Annotated in this window: 17 protein-coding genes and 2 pseudogenes; 16 read left to right on the top strand and 3 right to left on the bottom strand. The window is 64.4% G+C overall.

All coding sequences use genetic code 11. From position 1 onward, the window contains the following. Positions 1-24: 24 nt before the first annotated feature. The 6 genes and pseudogenes from ACSAGD_RS13890 to ACSAGD_RS13865 form a co-directional block, all read left to right on the top strand. Positions 25-2,400 (top strand): glycoside hydrolase family 3 C-terminal domain-containing protein, encoded by a 2,376-nt coding sequence (locus ACSAGD_RS13890; RefSeq protein ID WP_437583357.1) that lies wholly within the window; start codon positions 25-27, stop codon positions 2,398-2,400. After that, positions 2,397-3,215 (top strand): SDR family oxidoreductase, encoded by an 819-nt coding sequence (locus ACSAGD_RS13885; protein WP_437583356.1) that lies wholly within the window; start codon positions 2,397-2,399, stop codon positions 3,213-3,215. The genes ACSAGD_RS13890 and ACSAGD_RS13885 overlap by 4 nt, the downstream gene beginning before the upstream one ends. Continuing rightward, entirely contained in the window at positions 3,215-4,129 is a 915-nt protein-coding gene (locus ACSAGD_RS13880) for an alpha/beta hydrolase (RefSeq protein WP_437583355.1), read from the top strand. Before ACSAGD_RS13885 ends, ACSAGD_RS13880 begins: the two co-directional genes overlap by 1 nt. Positions 4,130-4,185: 56 nt before the next feature. Beyond that, on the top strand, positions 4,186-4,377 hold the full coding sequence (locus tag ACSAGD_RS13875; protein WP_437583354.1) for a hypothetical protein: 192 nt from the start codon (positions 4,186-4,188) through the stop codon (positions 4,375-4,377). A gap of 400 nt (positions 4,378-4,777) precedes the next feature. Next, the gene (locus ACSAGD_RS13870) at positions 4,778-5,179 is read left to right on the top strand and encodes a uracil-DNA glycosylase (protein ID WP_437585178.1); all 402 of its coding nucleotides are present in this window, start codon (positions 4,778-4,780) and stop codon (positions 5,177-5,179) included. Positions 5,180-5,222: 43 nt separating this feature from the next. Next, positions 5,223-5,411, top strand: a pseudogene (locus ACSAGD_RS13865) (IS256 family transposase); the annotation flags it as partial. A 25-nt stretch (positions 5,412-5,436) separates the two neighbouring features. On the opposite strand, the gene ACSAGD_RS13860 reads toward ACSAGD_RS13865, so the two are convergent. The 3 genes from ACSAGD_RS13860 to ACSAGD_RS13850 all read right to left on the bottom strand — a co-directional run bounded on the left by ACSAGD_RS13860 (position 5,437) and on the right by ACSAGD_RS13850 (position 7,592). Next, entirely contained in the window at positions 5,437-5,712 is a 276-nt protein-coding gene (locus ACSAGD_RS13860; RefSeq protein WP_437583353.1) for a DUF4143 domain-containing protein, read from the bottom strand. A 281-nt stretch (positions 5,713-5,993) separates the two neighbouring features. Continuing rightward, positions 5,994-6,716, bottom strand: a complete 723-nt coding sequence (locus ACSAGD_RS13855; protein ID WP_437583352.1) for a TSUP family transporter — start codon at positions 6,714-6,716, stop codon at positions 5,994-5,996. Positions 6,717-6,728: 12 nt separating this feature from the next. Further along, the gene (locus ACSAGD_RS13850) at positions 6,729-7,592 is read right to left on the bottom strand and encodes an aldolase (RefSeq protein ID WP_437583351.1); all 864 of its coding nucleotides are present in this window, start codon (positions 7,590-7,592) and stop codon (positions 6,729-6,731) included. Between ACSAGD_RS13850 and ACSAGD_RS13845 the strand changes: the two are divergent. The 10 genes and pseudogenes from ACSAGD_RS13845 to ACSAGD_RS13800 all read left to right on the top strand — a co-directional run. Continuing rightward, positions 7,520-7,813, top strand: a pseudogene (locus tag ACSAGD_RS13845) (DeoR family transcriptional regulator); the annotation flags it as partial. The gene ACSAGD_RS13850 and the pseudogene ACSAGD_RS13845 overlap by 73 nt on opposite strands. Positions 7,814-7,894: 81 nt before the next feature. Then, positions 7,895-8,458, top strand: coding sequence for a DeoR/GlpR family DNA-binding transcription regulator (locus tag ACSAGD_RS13840; protein WP_437585177.1), 564 nt, complete (start codon positions 7,895-7,897; stop codon positions 8,456-8,458). A 167-nt stretch (positions 8,459-8,625) separates the two neighbouring features. Continuing rightward, positions 8,626-9,693 carry a mandelate racemase/muconate lactonizing enzyme family protein gene (locus tag ACSAGD_RS13835; protein ID WP_437583350.1) on the top strand — a complete coding sequence of 356 codons (1,068 nt, stop codon included), beginning with the start codon at positions 8,626-8,628 and terminating at the stop codon, positions 9,691-9,693. Then, positions 9,690-11,138, top strand: coding sequence for an aldehyde dehydrogenase family protein (locus tag ACSAGD_RS13830; RefSeq protein ID WP_437583349.1), 1,449 nt, complete (start codon positions 9,690-9,692; stop codon positions 11,136-11,138). Before ACSAGD_RS13835 ends, ACSAGD_RS13830 begins: the two co-directional genes overlap by 4 nt. Beyond that, positions 11,138-12,229 (top strand): 6-phosphofructokinase, encoded by a 1,092-nt coding sequence (locus ACSAGD_RS13825; RefSeq protein WP_437583348.1) that lies wholly within the window; start codon positions 11,138-11,140, stop codon positions 12,227-12,229. The genes ACSAGD_RS13830 and ACSAGD_RS13825 overlap by 1 nt, the downstream gene beginning before the upstream one ends. A 47-nt stretch (positions 12,230-12,276) precedes the next feature. After that, positions 12,277-13,578 (top strand): ABC transporter substrate-binding protein, encoded by a 1,302-nt coding sequence (locus ACSAGD_RS13820; protein ID WP_437583347.1) that lies wholly within the window; start codon positions 12,277-12,279, stop codon positions 13,576-13,578. 4 nt (positions 13,579-13,582) lie between these two features. After that, positions 13,583-14,518 carry a carbohydrate ABC transporter permease gene (locus tag ACSAGD_RS13815; RefSeq protein ID WP_437583346.1) on the top strand — a complete coding sequence of 312 codons (936 nt, stop codon included), beginning with the start codon at positions 13,583-13,585 and terminating at the stop codon, positions 14,516-14,518. Continuing rightward, a complete protein-coding gene (locus tag ACSAGD_RS13810; protein ID WP_437583345.1) occupies positions 14,508-15,344 on the top strand; it encodes a carbohydrate ABC transporter permease in 837 nt (278 codons plus the stop codon). Before ACSAGD_RS13815 ends, ACSAGD_RS13810 begins: the two co-directional genes overlap by 11 nt. Then, positions 15,341-16,342 carry an alcohol dehydrogenase catalytic domain-containing protein gene (locus ACSAGD_RS13805; protein WP_437583344.1) on the top strand — a complete coding sequence of 334 codons (1,002 nt, stop codon included), beginning with the start codon at positions 15,341-15,343 and terminating at the stop codon, positions 16,340-16,342. The genes ACSAGD_RS13810 and ACSAGD_RS13805 overlap by 4 nt, the downstream gene beginning before the upstream one ends. Then, on the top strand, positions 16,342-17,226 hold the full coding sequence (locus ACSAGD_RS13800) for a 2-deoxy-5-keto-D-gluconate 6-phosphate aldolase domain-containing protein (protein ID WP_437583343.1): 885 nt from the start codon (positions 16,342-16,344) through the stop codon (positions 17,224-17,226). Before ACSAGD_RS13805 ends, ACSAGD_RS13800 begins: the two co-directional genes overlap by 1 nt. Positions 17,227-17,273: the final 47 nt, after the last annotated feature.

Here is a 17,273-nt window from a genome sequence, read left to right as displayed (position 1 = left end):
GCACCCACCCCCGAAGGAGAACTCATGACCAATCACGATGCGCCCGTCGCAGGCCACGACGAAGGGCAGAAGGATGCCGCAAGCCGCCGCTCCGGCGCGGCTGACCCGCGGCATCCCTCACCCTCTGACCTCACGCGTCACGAGAAGGCCGCGCTCACCAGCGGTGCAGACGTGTGGCACACCAAGGCACTGCCTCGGGTCGGCGTCGAGTCGATCATGATGACCGACGGGCCGCACGGGCTGCGCAAGCAGGCGGTCGGCGGCGACCACCTCGGGCTCGGCGACAGTGAGCCCGCCACGTGCTTTCCACCCGCGGTCGCGCTCGGGGCGAGCTTCCACGCGAGCCTCGTGCGGCGGGTCGGCGAGGCGATCGGTGCCGAAGCTGTCGAGGAGGACGTCGCCATCGTGCTGGGGCCGGGCATCAACATCAAGCGGTCGCCGCTATGTGGGCGTAACTTCGAGTATCTGTCGGAGGACCCACTGGTGTCGGGCGTGCTGGGGGCCGCGATGGTCGACGGCATCCAATCGAACGGTGTGGGAGCCTCGCTCAAGCACTTCGCCGCGAACAACCAGGAGACCGACCGCATGCGCGTCTCGGCCGAGATCGCACCGCGACCGCTGCGCGAGATCTACCTGCGCGGCTTCGAACGCGTGGTGAAGACGGCGAGCCCGTGGACGGTCATGTGCTCGTACAACCGCATCAACGGGGTGTATGCGTCGGAGGACCGCTGGCTGCTCACCGATGTGCTGCGCGGCGAGTGGGGCTTCGACGGGGTGGTGGTCTCTGACTGGGGCGCCGTGAACGACCGCGTCACCGGACTGGTCGCGGGGCTTGACCTCGAAATGCCGGGTGGAAGCGGCCACACGGATGCGCAGATCGAACGGGCGGTGGATGCCGGCGAGTTCGACGAGTCTTCGCTCGACGCGGCCGTCGCGCGCATGCTCGACCTCGTGCGCAGGGCAGCGAACCGGCCGGCGCCGACCGGGGCGCTCGACGTCGACGAACACCACCGCCTGGCGCGCGAGGTCGCGGGGCGCTGCATCGTTCTGCTGAAGAACGACGACGACGTGCTGCCCCTCGCGCGTGACGCTCGCATCGCGGTGATCGGCGCGTTCGCGGAGCACCCGCGGTATCAGGGCGCTGGTTCGTCGCAGATCAACCCGACGCGGCTCGACAGTGCGTTGGAGGAGATGCGCGCGCTCGCCGAAGCCGAGGTCACGTATGCGCCGGGGTTCGTGCGCGACTCTGAGCGGGGCGCAGCTGCTGCGGCATCCCGTGAGAAAGACGCCGACGCGCTTCGCGATGAGGCGGTGGGTCGTGCCGCGGACGCGGACGTCGCCGTGGTGTTCCTCGGACTCCCCGAGGCCACCGAGTCTGAGGGCTTCGACCGCGAGCACATCGACCTGCCGGCAGATCAGCTGCGGCTGCTCGACGCGGTGCGCGCGGCGAACCCTCGCACGGTCGTGGTGCTGTCGCACGGGGGAGTGGTCGCGCTTCCGTTCGCGGACGATGTGCCGGCGATCGTCGACGGATCGCTGCTCGGCCAGGCGGGCGGTGGCGCGACGGCGGACGTGCTGTTCGGTCTTGTGAACCCCTCGGGCAAGCTCACCGAGACCGTGCCGCAGCGCATCGAAGATACCGCGGCGTTCGGAAACTTCCCCGGTGAAGACGGCCACGTGGTCTATGGCGAGGGCATCCTCGTCGGGTACCGCTGGTTCGACGCGCGGCAGATCGAACCGACCTTCCCCTTCGGCCACGGCCTCTCGTACACGACGTTCAGCTACGGCGACGCGCAGGCGACCGTCCGCAACGGCGACGTCGTGATCCGCGTTCCGGTCACCAATGCCGGCGCGCGTGACGGCCGCGAGATCGTCCAGGTCTATGCATCCCTCGCCAACTCTCGCGTCGCTCGCGCACCCCGCGAGCTGGCGGGCTTCGAGAGCGTCGAGATTCCCGCAGGCGCCACCCGCGAGGTCGAGATCGTGGTCCGCCGGGACGACCTCGCCGTGTGGGACGTCCGTCTCGATCGCTGGCGGGTCGAGGGCGGGCAGTACGACTTCCACGTTGCCGCGTCGAGTCGCGACATCCGCTCCACTGTCTCTCTGCAGATCGACGTCGACCCCGGCCGCGTGCCCCTCAGCCGCGAGTCGTCGCTGGGCGAGGTGCTCGCCGATCCGTTCGCGGCGCAGCTTGTGCGGCAGACCATCCAGGCGTTCGCCGACCAGATGCCGGGCATTGCGAACGTGCTCGACGATGAGGTGATGATGTCGCTCATGTCGTCGTTCCCGATCGGCCGCCTCGTCGGGTACGGCGGCATGCCCATCACCACTGAGAAGATCGACGAGCTTATCGCGGTTGCGAACGCCGGGCCGGACGCTCTCGGAGGTGACCGGTCGTGACCAGAAGAAGGCGCCCGCTCCGCGGCAAGCGCGTGCTCATCACGGGTGCCGGCAGCGGCCTTGGCAGACGCATGGCGCTCGAGTCGTCGGCTCGCGGCGCGCACGTGATCGTGTGGGACATGAACGAGGATGCCGCGGCTGAGACCCGCGCCCAGATCGAGGCGGCCGGCGGCACGAGTGAGTATGCGATCGTCGATGTGTCGAACGAGGATGCCGTCAGCAGCGCAGCCCTTCGGGCGGGAGTGGTCGACGTGCTCATCAACAACGCCGGCGTGGTGACGGGTTCGCCGCTCCTCGAGACGTCGAGTGACGGCATCCGTCAAACCTTCGATGTCAACGTGCTCGCCCTCTACTGGACGACCCGTGCTGTGCTGCCCGGCATGCTCGACCGGCGCCGCGGCGTCATCGTGAACATCGCGAGTGCGGCGGGCCTTGTCGGGGTCGCGAGGCAGACGGACTACTCGGCGAGCAAGTTCGCCGTCGTCGGGTTCACCGAGTCGCTGCGGGCCGAGCTGCGCAACACGCGCCGCCGCGGGGTCAGCACGATGCTCGTGTGCCCGTACTACATCGACACGGGCATGTTCGACGGGGTGACCACGAAGTTTCCGCGGCTGCTGCCGATCTTGAACAACGACGATGTCGCGCGCGAGGTGATCGATCGTCTCGAGGCGGGCAGGGAGCTCTACGTCACGCCGCCGCTGGCGCGCATCACGCCGGCGCTGCGCATCCTGCCGAGCCCGGCGTTCGATCGCGTCATGGACTTCTTCGGCATCAACCGCACGATGGCGGCCTTCCGTGGGCGCGGAGAGCGCTGATGGAGCTCGACCGCATCGACCCCGAGCTGCGTGAGGCGCGCGGCAAGGCTCTCGACATTCCGACGTATCGCTGGTGGGGTCGCACGCTGATCCGCGTCGGCGTGCGCTTTCTGCGCGAGGTCGATACGCCGGGCGTGACGCGCACGGTCATCCGCGAGGACGGCGTGCGGGCGCGCGTGCACGTGCCAGAGGTGACGAAGACGGATGCCGCGCTGCTGTGGATCCACGGCGGAGGCTTCATTCTCGGGGCCGCCCTGATGGATGACCGGTTCTGCGGCGAGATCGCGGCCGAGCTGGGCATGACGGTCATCGCGCCCGACTATCGTCTCGCGCCGGAACATCCCTTCCCCGCTGCTCATGATGACGTGCGTGCCGCGTGGAACTGGGTCTGCCGTGGCGAACTCGGCGTCGATCCGTCGCGCATCATCGTCGGTGGTGGCAGTGCGGGCGGTGGCCTGGCGGCGGGGCTCGTTCTTCGTCTGGTCGATGAGGGGATGCCGCCGGCCGGCCAGCTGCTGATCGCACCGATGCTCGACGACCGCACTGCCCTCCGCTACGAGCTCGATCACTGCGAGCACTGGATCTGGAGCAACCGCGCGAACCGGTACGGATGGTCGGCGTACCTCGGCGAGGCGCCCGGCTCCTCGACCGTCGCCCCGTACGCGGCGCCCGCGAGGCGCAACGACCTGTCGGGCCTCCCGCCCACGTGGATCGGCGTGGGCGACGTGGACCTCTTTCACGACGAAGACGTTGCCTATGCGCGCCGCCTCGAGCAGGCTGCAGTTCCGACGACCCTCCACGTCGTGCCGGGTGCCGCGCACGGCTTCGAGGGCTGGGCCCCGACGACGAGCCTGGCGCGCACCTTCCTCGCGGAGTCGCGCGCCTGGCTCGCCACCGTGGCGCGTCCAACCTAGAACAATGTCGGTGACAGGTGAGACTATAAGAGCGATCGACGAAGAGGGGAGTTGCTATGGTGCCGACATTTACCTTGCTCAGCAAGGAAGATATTGAGGCTCGAAAGGGCGAGTTGCTTGCTCGAGCTGGTATGTCGTACGACGAGCTTCACGCCAAGGGGCGTGCCTACCAGCTGACTCCTGCTGAGGATGCCATTCGGCGCGATCTAGAAGACCTCGAGTATCTCGCCGGGGAACGTGACGAATAATTGGCGTCCACTTTCGAATTGCGTTTCCGTGGGGAGACGGAGCCGCTCTATCGCTTTGACCTCGTGCGTGATTCGGGCGCGAACATCCCCGCAGCTCACATCAATGTCCATGCCCATCGCGACGGGATCCTCATGGCAATGGTCGCCGCAGGCAAAAAGCCGGAAAGCGTTTAGGGTTCAAGTGTGACGCGTCGTATGCGAGAAGATCGTTTCCTCGAGGAGCAGAGGAGTCAGCTCCATGTTGAGCACATTGCGCCGATCACAGCACTTGTTGATTCTCTGAGGGAGACTGGTGGCTGGCTCCCCTATGTGGCTCCGGTTCATGGGGGAGTTGAAGCGCGGATGTTGAGCGTTCTCCGTGATCCGGGGCCAGCCACTCGCGACGGCAGAGGTATCCGGCATGCTCTGCGTCGAGAACGATGACCAGACCGCTGCCATGACTTGTGAGCTCATGGCCGAGGCTGGCCTGGAGCCGTCTGACTTCACTCCGTGGAATGCATATCCCTGGTATATAAATCGAGCCCCAACACGCGCTGAGATTGCTTCTGCATCAGAGGCGCTCGTGGCGCTTGTGAGGCTGATGCCCCGGCTTCGTGTCGTGATACTTCAGGGGAGTGAAGCGCAGCGGTCATGGAAGATCCTGATGGAAGCCGCACCCGATCTTTACGATCTGGATCTCTTCACGATCGAGACCTATCACCCGAGCGTTCAGGCGCTCAAAACGAGCTCTGTCGCAGAACGACGATGGCGTGTTGAGCACCGCAAGAGAGCCTGGCGTCAGGCGGCGGCACTTCTCCGCTAGATGATGGGCGTGAGTAGAGCCCCGTAATGTGGTGTAGCGCCCGGTGGCCGCTTCTCATATTGTCGACCCTGTCCGTCTGCTTGGTGAAGCCCTCGCCGATTCATCACCGGATCTGATGCGGCAGCCGTTGCAGACCATGATCAATACGTTGCTGTCCGCGGACGCGGAATGGGGCAAGTCCAGCCTTGACCGCACTGCTCATCGCAATGGCTACCGGCACCGCGATCTGGATAGGGTGCACCCCCTATATACGAGAATTACGGCCCGAGGAGTCCAAGCGGAACGACGTGCACGCCGTCGTCTCTCGTGTACCCGAGCGACGTCGCGGTCACGATGACCAGGGATTGCGGCTTTCTCTGAACGCGATCCGCCAAGCGCAGTAGGGATGTTGCGGCTTTATCGACTTCGCGCTCACCCAATTTGACTTCGATGCCTATCCACTCGCCCTGCGTATTCTCGACGATGTAATCAACTTCGAGGCGCCCATCCGCTTCGCGATAGTGGTAGCAGTCGGCACCCGAATGCCGTTCCACGGGATCTTCTGGAGTGGCGGAACCGGCGAGGATGAACTGGCCTGGTTCGTGACGGTCGTCAACCGCGCGACGCACATGGTCCCAGACGTCTTGCCTCAGCGATCGTTCTGGTCGCTCATTAGGAAGAATCCACACTATCTACTTATAAAAAAGCACATATTTCAGTATTAAAGAAACACGTTTCTCAAGAGTAAGAAATCACACCCTGACGGGGTGGTGGCCGCGAGGGGGCATCGGGTGGCGATCGCAGGCCAGTGGTGTTTCGCTGATGGGTGTTGAGTTCAGGCGATGAGGGTGATGACACCGCGGGCGGTCGCCGCGAGCGAGCCGATGAGTGCGAGGGCGAGGGCGAGCATCTGCGCACGCGTTGGGGTGATGAAGCGATGCAGGAATGAGCCGCCGACTAGCCCGAGCAGCACGCATGCGACCGCGCCGAGCACGAGCGGCAGCGGGAGCGTCATCTGAGACTTCGCAGCCACCGAGAAGATGTTCGTGAAGAGCCCCACGACCTGAACGGTAGGGACGAACGCCTGCATCGGCATCCTCGTCGAGGACCCGTACATTGCAAGAGCCGGGCCGCCGACCCCAGCCGTGACGTTGCTGAAACCCGAGACGGAGCCGGCGAAGATTGCCCCCGCGGTGCCGCGAAAGATAGGCATGGGACGCTTCAGCAGAGCCAATGCCACGGCGATCGTCGTGAGGATGCCGACAAGGAGCAGCAGCAGATTGGGCTCGAGCGCATATACGACGACTGCGCCGACTGGAACTCCGATGACGATCCCGACGCCGAGCTTCAAGGCGACGCGCCACCGCGCATGCTTGTAGGTGCGCACAAGTACGAGCACAGCTATCAGTGCGGAGAGGATGTTGGCGAGGATGATTCCGTCAAAGGGGTTGAGCACCAACACAAGCAACGGGCCCGAGACCAGGGTGAACCCCAGCCCGGTGACCCGCTGCAAGGCAGCCCCGATGGTGACTGCGAGGAGGGCGAGGACCGCCGTCATGAGTGACGGAGCTCAGTGTCGAATGTTGTCATCCACGACTTCACCGAGTCGCTTCAGGCGGGGAATGGAAGTGGCGGTGAGCTCCTCGACTGTCGACGGCGCACCCAGCACTGACGCCCAGACGGCGCGACCCGCGAGGAAGCCTGACGCCCCTGCTCGGCAGGCGATGCCCACTGCTTCAGGGAAACGTTCGGCGTCGACCCCTGACGACAGAACGACCCAGGGGCCATTGATCGTGTCACTGAGCTCGCGGCACGCATCGAAGACCGACGCGTCATCTGCCTTGCCCTTGAAGGGAACTTCGGCCTTGTAGATGTCGGCGCCCAGATCGCCAAGCTCACGTGCTGCTTCAAGAACACCAGCTTCGACGTCGGAGGGAGCGCCGTCCCAGCGGCCACGAGACACGGGCTCGATGACTGACACGAGATCATGCTTGCGGCAGACATCCACGAACTCAGTCACCTGGTCGATGCGCTCCTGCGGATCGCGGTCTTCACGCCAGAGGATCAGCAGCTTGAGCGCCTTGGCGCCCTGCGCCTTCAGCTTCTCGATGTCGAGGCCGGTGTCGAACGTGGACTCGCGAACGAACTCGCCAGCGCCGGCGACGAAGTGGTCTGCGGCGGCGATGAGGGAGCACGTTGGGGCGACGGCTTCGTCGTCAATGACGGCATCCCATCCGAATTCCTTGTCGACAAGAACCGCCGATGCGTATGGCGTCAGAACTCGTGCAGCCGCGACCTTGAAGTCGGTCATGTCGCTGTCGCTGATGTCAGTGGAGCGCGCGGTCGACATCATGTCGCGAAGTGCCTCACGCTGGTCGACAGCGAGCATGGCATAGCCGCCGGAAGGGCGAGCGAGAATCGTCGGATCAGACATTGGAACCTCAGTCCGTAAAATGTGAGAAATCGAACATTGTGTTCGCACTCTATCAGAGCATTGCTACGCTTCAAGATGTGAGCACCTGGGGAGAATCACTTCGACACGGCGGCGCCGAGCGACGCAGAATTCTTATTCTGGAACGACTCTTCCGGGTCGGTCATGTAGCGGTTCACGCGCTCAGCGAAGAGTTCGGCGTGGCCGAGATGACGATTCGACGCGACCTGAAACAGCTTGCGGATGAGGGTGAGCTCGAACTTGTCCATGGCGGAGCTCGCATCTCGCCTGATCGTCAATCGCCCGTGAGCTTCGCGGGACGCACGAGCAGCAACTCCCGCGCGAAGCAGCGTGTGGCGGACGTCGTCCGTACGATACTGCCGCGGGAGGGAGTGCTCGGCATCGATGCTGGCACGACAGCTCACGTGTGCGCGGTCGAGCTCGCGCCGAGCTTCAGTGGCTGTATCATCTCCCACTCCGTTCCCGTGTTGGCAAGCATGTTGGACTGGCCGGAGATCCGCGTCATCGGCATCGGCGGTGATCTGCTGCACGAGAACCAGGCGATGGTCGGTCCCGGCGCGGTCGCCGCCTTGCGCGAGCTCAGAATTGATGTCCTGATCCTCGGGGCAAGCGCCGTCAACGCGAATGGCCTCTACGTGCACAGCTCCGTCGAACTCGCGACGAAGCGGGCGCTCATCGACGCCGCCGGCGAGGTGATCTTGGCGGTGGACTCCACAAAGGCGGATGCGAGCGGAGCCGTTCGCGTCTGTGGCCTTGAGCGCATCTCGCGCATCGCGACGGACCAAGCGTGGGAGCCGAGCCTCGCGCGCTCGATCGAAGCTGCTGGCGTTTCGTTCGTGCTTCCATAACTTTTTCGCGGCAGGGCTTGACCACGATTCTTCGTCGTGCAACACTGCATGCAATGTTTGAAAACGCGCATCTATGTGAATTCGTCCCGCGGGCAACGATCCCGCCGGTCGAAGTCGCGGCCGTGTCGTGTCGGGTCTTTCGGGCTCCGATCGACTCTGGCGTCGCGATGTCCTTCGGTGCGCTCGACTATCGCGTTATGTTCCTTGTCGACGTGCAGTTTGTCGATGGAACAGTCGCGACGGCCGAAACCTGGGTGAACTACCCCTCATGGGGTTGGCGAGAGCGTGTCGCAACGGTGGACGAAGGCGTCGCACCGCTTCTCGTCGGCAGAACGTTCTCCGATACCGCTGACGTGCGTGAGCTCCTTCTGTCGTCGCTGACGCGCGTCGCACGACAGTGGGGAGCGATCGGTCCGGTCTACCAGGCCATCAGCGCGATCGATCAGGCGTTCTGGATCCGCGCAGCTGAGTCGCAGGGCACGCCGCTCGCGTCGCTGCTCAGCGACGAGGTTCGTTCTGAGATCCCCGTCTACGGTTCGAGTCTCGGGCCGAAGGGAGTTGTCGCGTCAGCCGAGCGATGCCTCGAGCTCGGTCTCCGCGCTGCCAAGATCAAACTGGGCTTTGGCAGAGACAACGATGAGGCCAATCTCTCTGATGCGCGGCGTGTACTCGGAGACGATTTCGCTCTCTTCGCAGATGCCAACCAGGGGTGGAGCCCCGCCGAAGCAATCGGCATGGTTCCACTGCTCCGAGAATTCGATGTCGAGTGGCTCGAAGAGCCGGTCACGGGTGATGAGCCCAGCGACCTCGCTCAGGTCCACAGCGCCACCGGAATGCCCATCGCGACGGGAGAGAATCTCTACGGGGCCGAAGCGTTCACGCCGTACTTGGCTCAGCCGGGTGTGACGCTCGTCCAACCCGACGTGGGCAAGGTCGGTGGAGTAACCGAATACCAGCGCATCGTGAAGGCTGCCGAGGGAACGGGCACGCAGGTCACTCCTCACCTTTACAACGGTGCGTACTCGACGGCGGTGTCGATTCAGCTCGCCGCCGCGAACCCGACCACCCCTTGGCTCGAATGGGATATCCGTCAGAACCCCGTTCGCGAACCGGTGGACCACTTGCTCACCAATGCCGGAACGGTTCGCGTTCCCACAGGCATCGGAGTGGGACTCGACATCGATCTCGAGCCGCTCACACCACATCTCATCCAACTCGCGCAGGAGGCACAGTGAACCAGCAGACAGCAAGCGGAATTCGAATCGCAGGCGAAGAGATCACGGATGCTTCCGGCCGTTGTTTCATCGAGGCCGTCAGCCCCATCGACGGAGCTGTTTTCGGTCAGGTGCTGAACGGCACCGCCGACGACGCAAAGCGGGCACTGGATGCCGCGCGGTCAACGTTCCCGTCATGGTCGTCCACCGAAGTCAGCGAACGTGTCGCTGCTCTCCGCGCGATCGCCACCGCCCTGCGTGAGGAGGCCGCAGCATCCGACGAGAACAGTTGGGCCTGGTTGCTCAGCACCGAAACCGGAAAGCGCCTCGCCGAAGCACAGGGTGAGATCAACTTCTCGGCCGTGTACTTCGAGGCGTTCGCAGATCTGCTTGAAGATCAGCGCGACGAATACTTCAACGTGATCCCGGGCATCACCCATCGCGTTCAGCCTCAGGCGATGGGGGTTGTCGCAGTGATCACGCCCTGGAACTTCCCCGTCTCCATTCCGGCACGCAAGATCGCGGCAGCGCTCGCGGCGGGTTGCACAGTCGTCTTCCGTGCCGCCGAGCTCGCGGCGCTGTCATCGCTGCGGCTCTCAGCGCTGCTCGACCGCTTCGTGCCTGCCGGTGTCGTCAACACGGTGCTCGGTTCGCCCTCCGACGTCGTCAACACGTGGCTTGAGCAGGTCGACTGCGTCTCGTTCACCGGCTCCACGCGAGTGGGCCGCATCATCAATGAGCAGATCGCACCGCGCTTCACCCCGGCGGTGATGGAACTCGGCGGCAACGCATCCTTCGTCGTCCTCGATGACGCGGATGTCAGAAGCGCCGTCGACACCCTGATGATCGCGAAGTTCCGCAACAACGGGCAGTCGTGCATCGGCGCGAACAACGTGCTGATTCCCCGGGCGCTCGAAGGGGACTTTCGCGATGCGCTCGTCGAGGCGACCTCCGCGCTCGTCATCGGGGACCCGCGCGATGCCGCAACGGATCTTGGTCCGCTCGCACCGGCGAAGGACCCTGCTCGCGTCGCTGAGCTCGTGAACGAAGCCGTGTCTACTGGCGGCAGCGCTCTGATCGACACCGCCGCTGTTCCGGATGAGGGGCACTACGCGGCCCCGCAGTTCGTCCTGAATGCGGCACCGTCGTCAACGCTCGTCGCGGACGAAGTCTTCGGCCCGGCGGCCGGTGTCATCGTCTATGACGACCTCGATGAAGCGCTCGCCCTGCAGCGCAGCTCCGGTTACGGGCTCGCGAGCTACGTGTGCACGGACGATGAGAGCAGAGCGGATGCCGTTGCGGCGCAGTTCCGCGCCGGCATCATCGGCATCAACACGGCGACTCCGAATTACCCCGGTGCGCCGTTCGGCGGCATCGGGCTGTCCGGTCTCGGGTACGAGGGCGGTCGCCAGGGGCTCGAAGCTCACCAGCACTTCCGCACGATCGCCACACGAACGAGTGCATAATGACCGTCGCAATCGCGCAGACAGGCGCTCCCACAGCAGTCGTGAACCGCAGCCTTGCGGGGTTCATCGACGCTGTCGGGGCAGAGCCGCTGCTGTTCGGACGCGGCGGACCTAACGCGCTTGTGGGCGGTGACTTCACGCGCGAGACGCCCAGCGCGAGTGAGTTGCAGCGTGCGGGGTCCTGGCTGCAGGGCGGCAGGCGCGCAGTGACCTCAGACGACCTCGATGTGATCGTCGAGAACCTCGAGAAGGCCGGCGTGACATCCCTCAGCCTCATCGGCGGCAACGGCACGATGGCGTTTCTCGGAGCGATCTCCGCGCGTGCCCAGCAGCGAGGAGTCGCGCTCCGCGTCGTCGGCATCCCTAAGACCATCGACAACGATCTTGTCGGAGTCGATCACACGCCGGGGTTCCCATCAGCAGCCCGCTTCCTGGCGTCGACCATCACCGACATGGGGCGCGATCACGAGGCGATGAGCAGCGTCGAGAAGGTGCGGGTCGTCGAGGTCATGGGCCGGGACACCGGGTGGCTCGCCCTCGCTGGCAGCTACTACGCGCACGACCCGGAGTACGCTGCCGACTTCGTGCTCACGCCCGAGAGGTCATTCGATCTTGAGCAGTACTTCGCTGACGTCGACCGTATCGTCTCTGGTAAGGGTCGGGCTCTCGTCATCGTCAGTGAAGGAGTGGCACCGGAACTGACCCAGCAGCCGGTCAAAGCGCAGAACCACACTCAGCTCATCCACGGGGGAATCGCGCGCGTGCTCGCGCAGGCGACGGCGGAGCGTCTCGGCGTCACCGCACGAGGCGAGGTGCTCGGCACTGCGCAGCGCTGCAACTCGGCGCTCGTCAGCCCCATTGACGCGAACGAGGCATACCGACTCGGCGCTGCGGCTGGATCTTGGCTCCTCGATGCCGAAGGCCCGACAGATGTGATGGCGGGCATCGACGGCGACGGAGCGATCACTCCCGTGGCACTGACCGACGTCGGCGGGCACGTGCGACATGTGCCCGACGAGTGGATCTCACATGACCCGCGCGAACTCGGGTCATTTCATACCTGGCTTTCACGACTTGTCGCGCTTCCCTAGCGCGACAAGGCAACGCAATACACCGAAATATCGATCAAGGAGGAACGATGTCAAGAATCGCTCGGAGGGTGGGTGTCATCGCTGCGGCGACACTCATCGCCGGCACGGCCACGGCCTGCGGGTCGCCCGGAGAGGGCTCCTCAGAAAGTGGCGGCGCCATCAATGTCGTGCTGTCCAACCACCCGTGGCAGAGAGGCATCGAGCCGCTCATCAGCCAGTTCGAGGAGGAGAGCGGCATCAAGGTCAACGTGCAGACCTTCGCAGAGCAGCAAGCTCGTGACCGCATCCTCCTGAACCTGCAGTCGAAGAGCTCGGCGATGGACGTCTACATGTCGCTGCCGTCTCGAGAAGGACCGCAGTTCTCGGGCGCGGGCTACTACGAGCCGCTCGATGACTACATGTCCAAGGCTCCCGACTCGTACAAGGCGGATGACTTCTCGCCGTCGGCAATCGACGGAATGAAGGATGCCGATGGCAACATCATCGCCGCGCCGATCAACATCGAAGGCCCGGTGCTCTACTACCGCACCGATGTCTTCGAGGAGCTCGGCCTCGATGTTCCCGAGACCATCGACGATGTGCTCGCTGCTGCCAAGACGATCAAGGAGAAGGGCGACATCACGCCCATCACACTCCGCGGTGCCTCGGCGGCGATTCCGTTCACCTTCGGTCCCTTCCTTCACGGCGAGGGAGTCGAGTGGACGAACGACAAGGGCACGGCCAACTTCGACCAGCCCGGCGCGGTGAAGGCGATCGACGAGTATGCGACACTCGCACGCGACTACGGCCCGAAGGGCGTGATCAACTACAGCTTCACGGAGTCGTCGAACCTGTTCGCACAGGGCAAGGTGGCCATGGAGCTCGAGTCGAGCAACGAGCTGAACTCAGTGTTCGATCCGAAGAACAGCACGGTCAGCGACTCCGTCGGTGTCGCAAAGATGCCCGCCGGTTCCGTAGAGGCTGCGCCGACGGCGCTGTCATGGGGAATCGCGATGTCTGCGTACTCAGAGAAGAAGGACGCCGCGTGGGAGTTCATCCAGTGGGCGACCTCACCTGAGATTCAGCTGGAGCTGACGAAGGCAGAGATCGCTCCTCCGCGCGACTCGGTCGCCGAGGACCCGAGTTACGTCGAGAACTTCTCCAGCCCGACAGAGAAGCAGTGGCTCGAGGCCGTCGCTGACATCCAGGAGAACGGCAACACCGAAGTCGGCCCGGTCGGCACCAAGGCGCCGAGCATGCGAGAGACCATCGGTGACGCCATCGGCAAGGTGATTCTCGGCGAAGCCACCGCCGAAGAGGCCGCCAAGGAAATCCAGACCGAACTGAACAAGCAGCTCGACAAGAAATAGGCATATGTCTACGACGCGGACCATCATCACACCACGGGGTCAGCGCCCGGTGGCACGGGGTCGAAAGTCTTTCGACCCCGTGTCCCAGGGGACGCTTCCGTTCCTCATACCGGCACTCATCGCCACAGTGGCGCTGGTGCTCCTTCCGGTTCTCTACACGATCTGGCTCTCGCTGACAGACCAGGACATCGCAGGGAACAACAACGGGTTCGTCGGCTTCGAGAACTTCGCCACGATGTTCCAGAACCCCGAGTTCTGGAACTCGCTCTTCGTGACGCTTCAACTGTTCATCGTCTGTCTCGTCGTCGAGACCCTTCTCGGGCTTGCGCTCGGCTACCTGCTGAGCCGCGACGTCCCTGGTCGTGCTGTGTTCCAGGGCCTCATGCTCATCCCGGCCATCACGGCGTCAGTCGCTGTGGCGCTCGTCTGGATGCTCATCTACGACCCGACGCTGGGAGCCGCGAACCAGCTTCTGCAGGCGGTCGGCCTCGACCCCGTCGTCTGGCTCGGCAGCCGGGAGATGGCTCCGTGGTCCATCGCGATCGTGGACATCTGGCAGTGGACGCCGTTCATGGCGCTCATCATCTCCGCAGGCATCCGCTCACTTCCGAGTGAGCCGTTCGAAGCGGCATCCATCGACGGTGCTGGTCCCGTCAAGAAGGCTCTGTTCGTCGGGCTGCCGCTGCTGCGCTCGGTGCTGCTGGTCGCGATGCTGCTTCGCACCGTCGACCTGATCCGCTTCTTCGACACGATCTACATCATGACTCAGGGCGGTCCGGTCAACGCGACGAACACCCTCAACGTGTACGGCTACCGGGCAGCCTTCATCGATCAGGAACCGAGCTATGCGGCAGCTCTTCAGCTGAGCCTCTTCGTACTGGTCATCCTGATCGCCGCCATCTTCACCTTTGTGCGAAAGAGGAGTACCGATGTCGAGTAGCACGACCATCCGGCGACGCACATACGCGCTCACATACGTGGGTTACGTCGTCGCAGCGCTCATCTTCTTCGTGCCGGTGCTGTTCATGCTGTGGTCTGCGTTCCGCAGCAACGTGGACATCACAGGCAGCATCTTCAACGTGGCGACGCCACTCACGATCGACAACTTCGCGAACCTGTTTGAACGGTTCGACTTCATCTACTACATCCGCAACAGCTTCATCATCGCGGGCGGTTCGACGATTCTCGGACTGCTGCTCGGGGTTCCGGCAGCCTACGTGATCGCGCGACGCACGATTCCGGGAATCGGGTTCACGACCCTTCTTGCTCGCATGGCGCCGGGCGTGCTGTTCGTGGTTCCGTTCTTCATCATGTCGATGAAGATCGGCGCACCGTCGAATGACGCGCTGAACTTCATGCTGCTGATTCTCGCGCACCTCATCATCACGCTGCCGCTGTGCATCTGGCTCCTGATCCCCTTCTACGAGGAGATCCCCAAGAGCCTTGAGGAGGCCGCACTGATCGACGGATGCACACCTCGGCAGAGGTTCACGCAGGTTGTGCTGCCGCTGGTGACACCGGGAATCTCGGTCGCAGTGACACTGAGCTTCATCTTCTCGTGGAACTACTTCCTGTTCGCCCTGGCGCTGGCCAGCTCGAACACGATGCCTCTGCCGGTCATCGCGTTCAACTTCATCGGGCAGGGCTCGAGCGACTACGGCGGCCTGATGGCGGCGAGCACGCTCATCTCGCTGCCCGCCATCATTCTCACGATCGTCGCCCAGCGCTGGCTGGTGCGCGGACTGACGGGAGGCGCAGTCAAATGACCGAACAGGTGACGAACACCAGTGCGCACTTCGAAGGAGAGGGAGTCGTCTCCTTCACCGCGGAGCCCTTGGGCGAGATCCGCCCGGGATGGGCACGCATCAAGGTCGACGTCTGCGCCCTCTGCGGGTCAGACAAGCGTCTGCTTGCGAGCGGTGCCGCGGTTGTTCCCGGCCACGAGGTCATCGGCACGGTGGTGCAGTCCGCCGAGGGCGCTCCGGCCGAAGGCACTCGGGTGCTCGTGTACATTCCCGTCAGCTGCGGGGAGTGCAAGGCGTGCCTCGACCAGCAGAACAACCGCTGCTACAACCTCGAGTCGCTCATGGGGTGGCAGTACGACGGCGGCTTCGCCGAGTACATGGATGCCCCGCCCCAGTGTCTCATCCCGGTGCCCGATGACATTCCGGCCGACGTGGCCGTGCTCGCGCTCGACACGTTCGGAACAGCGGCTCACGCGCTGCGTCTCGGCAGCAGGACGCAGCCGGGCGGCATCCAGAACCTGCTTGTCGTCGGCTGTGGGCCGCTTGGGCTCGGTGTCGTTGCGGTGGCGCTCGCCATGGGCATCCCCCGTGTGAGCGCGTGGGACCCGAACTCGGCGCGGCTCGCCCTTGCGGAGAAGCTCGGTGCGACCGCGGCGACCGACATGGAGACGATCAACCAGTATCAGGTCGTCGCCGAGGTTAGCGGTGCGGGCCCCGCGCGAGCGAGCGCGCAGAATCTCGTCGAACCAGGCGGGGCGATTCTCGCACTGGGGGAGTCCAACGATCCCTACGTCATGCCCGCGACTCCGCGCTGGCGCCGAACGGACTGCTTCACGGTGCGTTCGTTCTACTTTCCGAAGTCCGAGGTGAACGACAACTGGGACCTCCTGCGGTCTCACGGCGCTCACCTGCGCGACACCATCATGACCCCCACGAGGTTGAGCGACCTCGAGGAGACCTTCACACGATTCCTTGACGGCGAGTACGTCAAGCCCTACATCACCCACGAGGAGATTTGATGTCACGCGATAACCTCTTGATTCTCGCCGCAGACCAGCGCCCCTGGCTCACGAACGCGCTCTTCGGCCACACCGACACGGCGACGGCTGAGCAGCGCGCTCTGACGGCCGAGGCGAAGCACCTGATCTTCGAGGGGCTGCTGAAGGCGACTGAGGATGCCTCGGAGGGCGCCGCGATTCTCGTGGACCCCGAGCTGGGCCCCGGCGTGCCGGAGCGAGCGCTTGCTCACGGCATCCCTCTCGCTCTTCCGATCGAGCGTGCGGGTAAGCGCGTGTACGAGACCGAGCCGGAGGACCTTCGCGGGTACCTCAAGGCGTTCGCACCGAAGTACTCGAAGGTGCTTGTTCGGTACAACCCGGCGGACAGCGCCGAGGAGCGCGCGATTCAGCGCGAGCGTCTGGCCGAGGCATCCTCGATCTCTCGTGAAGAGGGCTGCGCATTCTTGTTCGAGCTGTTGGTTCCGCCGACCGAGGAGCAGCTTGCTCAGGTCGACGGCGACGCCGAGCGGTATGCCTGGGAGCGGCGTCCCGAGCTCACGCGAACCGCGATGCGTGAGATTCTCGACGACGTGGCCGTCGACATCTGGAAACTTGAGCACCAGGGTGAGGTCGAATCGTCGCGTGCAACGGTGGAGCTTGCTCGTGAGCACGGTGGCGAGTGCATTCTGCTCGGAGCCGGGGGAGACACGGAGACCGTGAACCAGTGGCTTGCAATCGCCGCACGAGCCGGTTTCGTGGGCTTCGCTATCGGCCGTAGTATCTGGTGGGAAGCGGTGCAGGCGCTCGTCGCCGACCCGACGGACACCGAGGTCCGCGCGCGTTCGCTCGAGAAGGTGGCGGCGACGTACTCCGGGTTCGTCGACGCATTCACGAGCGCACAGTAGGCGAAGGCGGGGTAGCGAACGTGGACTGGGTGCCTCCCGTGAGAGTG

It is taken from the genome of Paramicrobacterium salitolerans, from assembly GCF_051513965.1.
Lineage (GTDB): Bacteria > Actinomycetota > Actinomycetes > Actinomycetales > Microbacteriaceae > Paramicrobacterium.
This window is presented reverse-complemented; position numbering and strand designations above follow the sequence as displayed.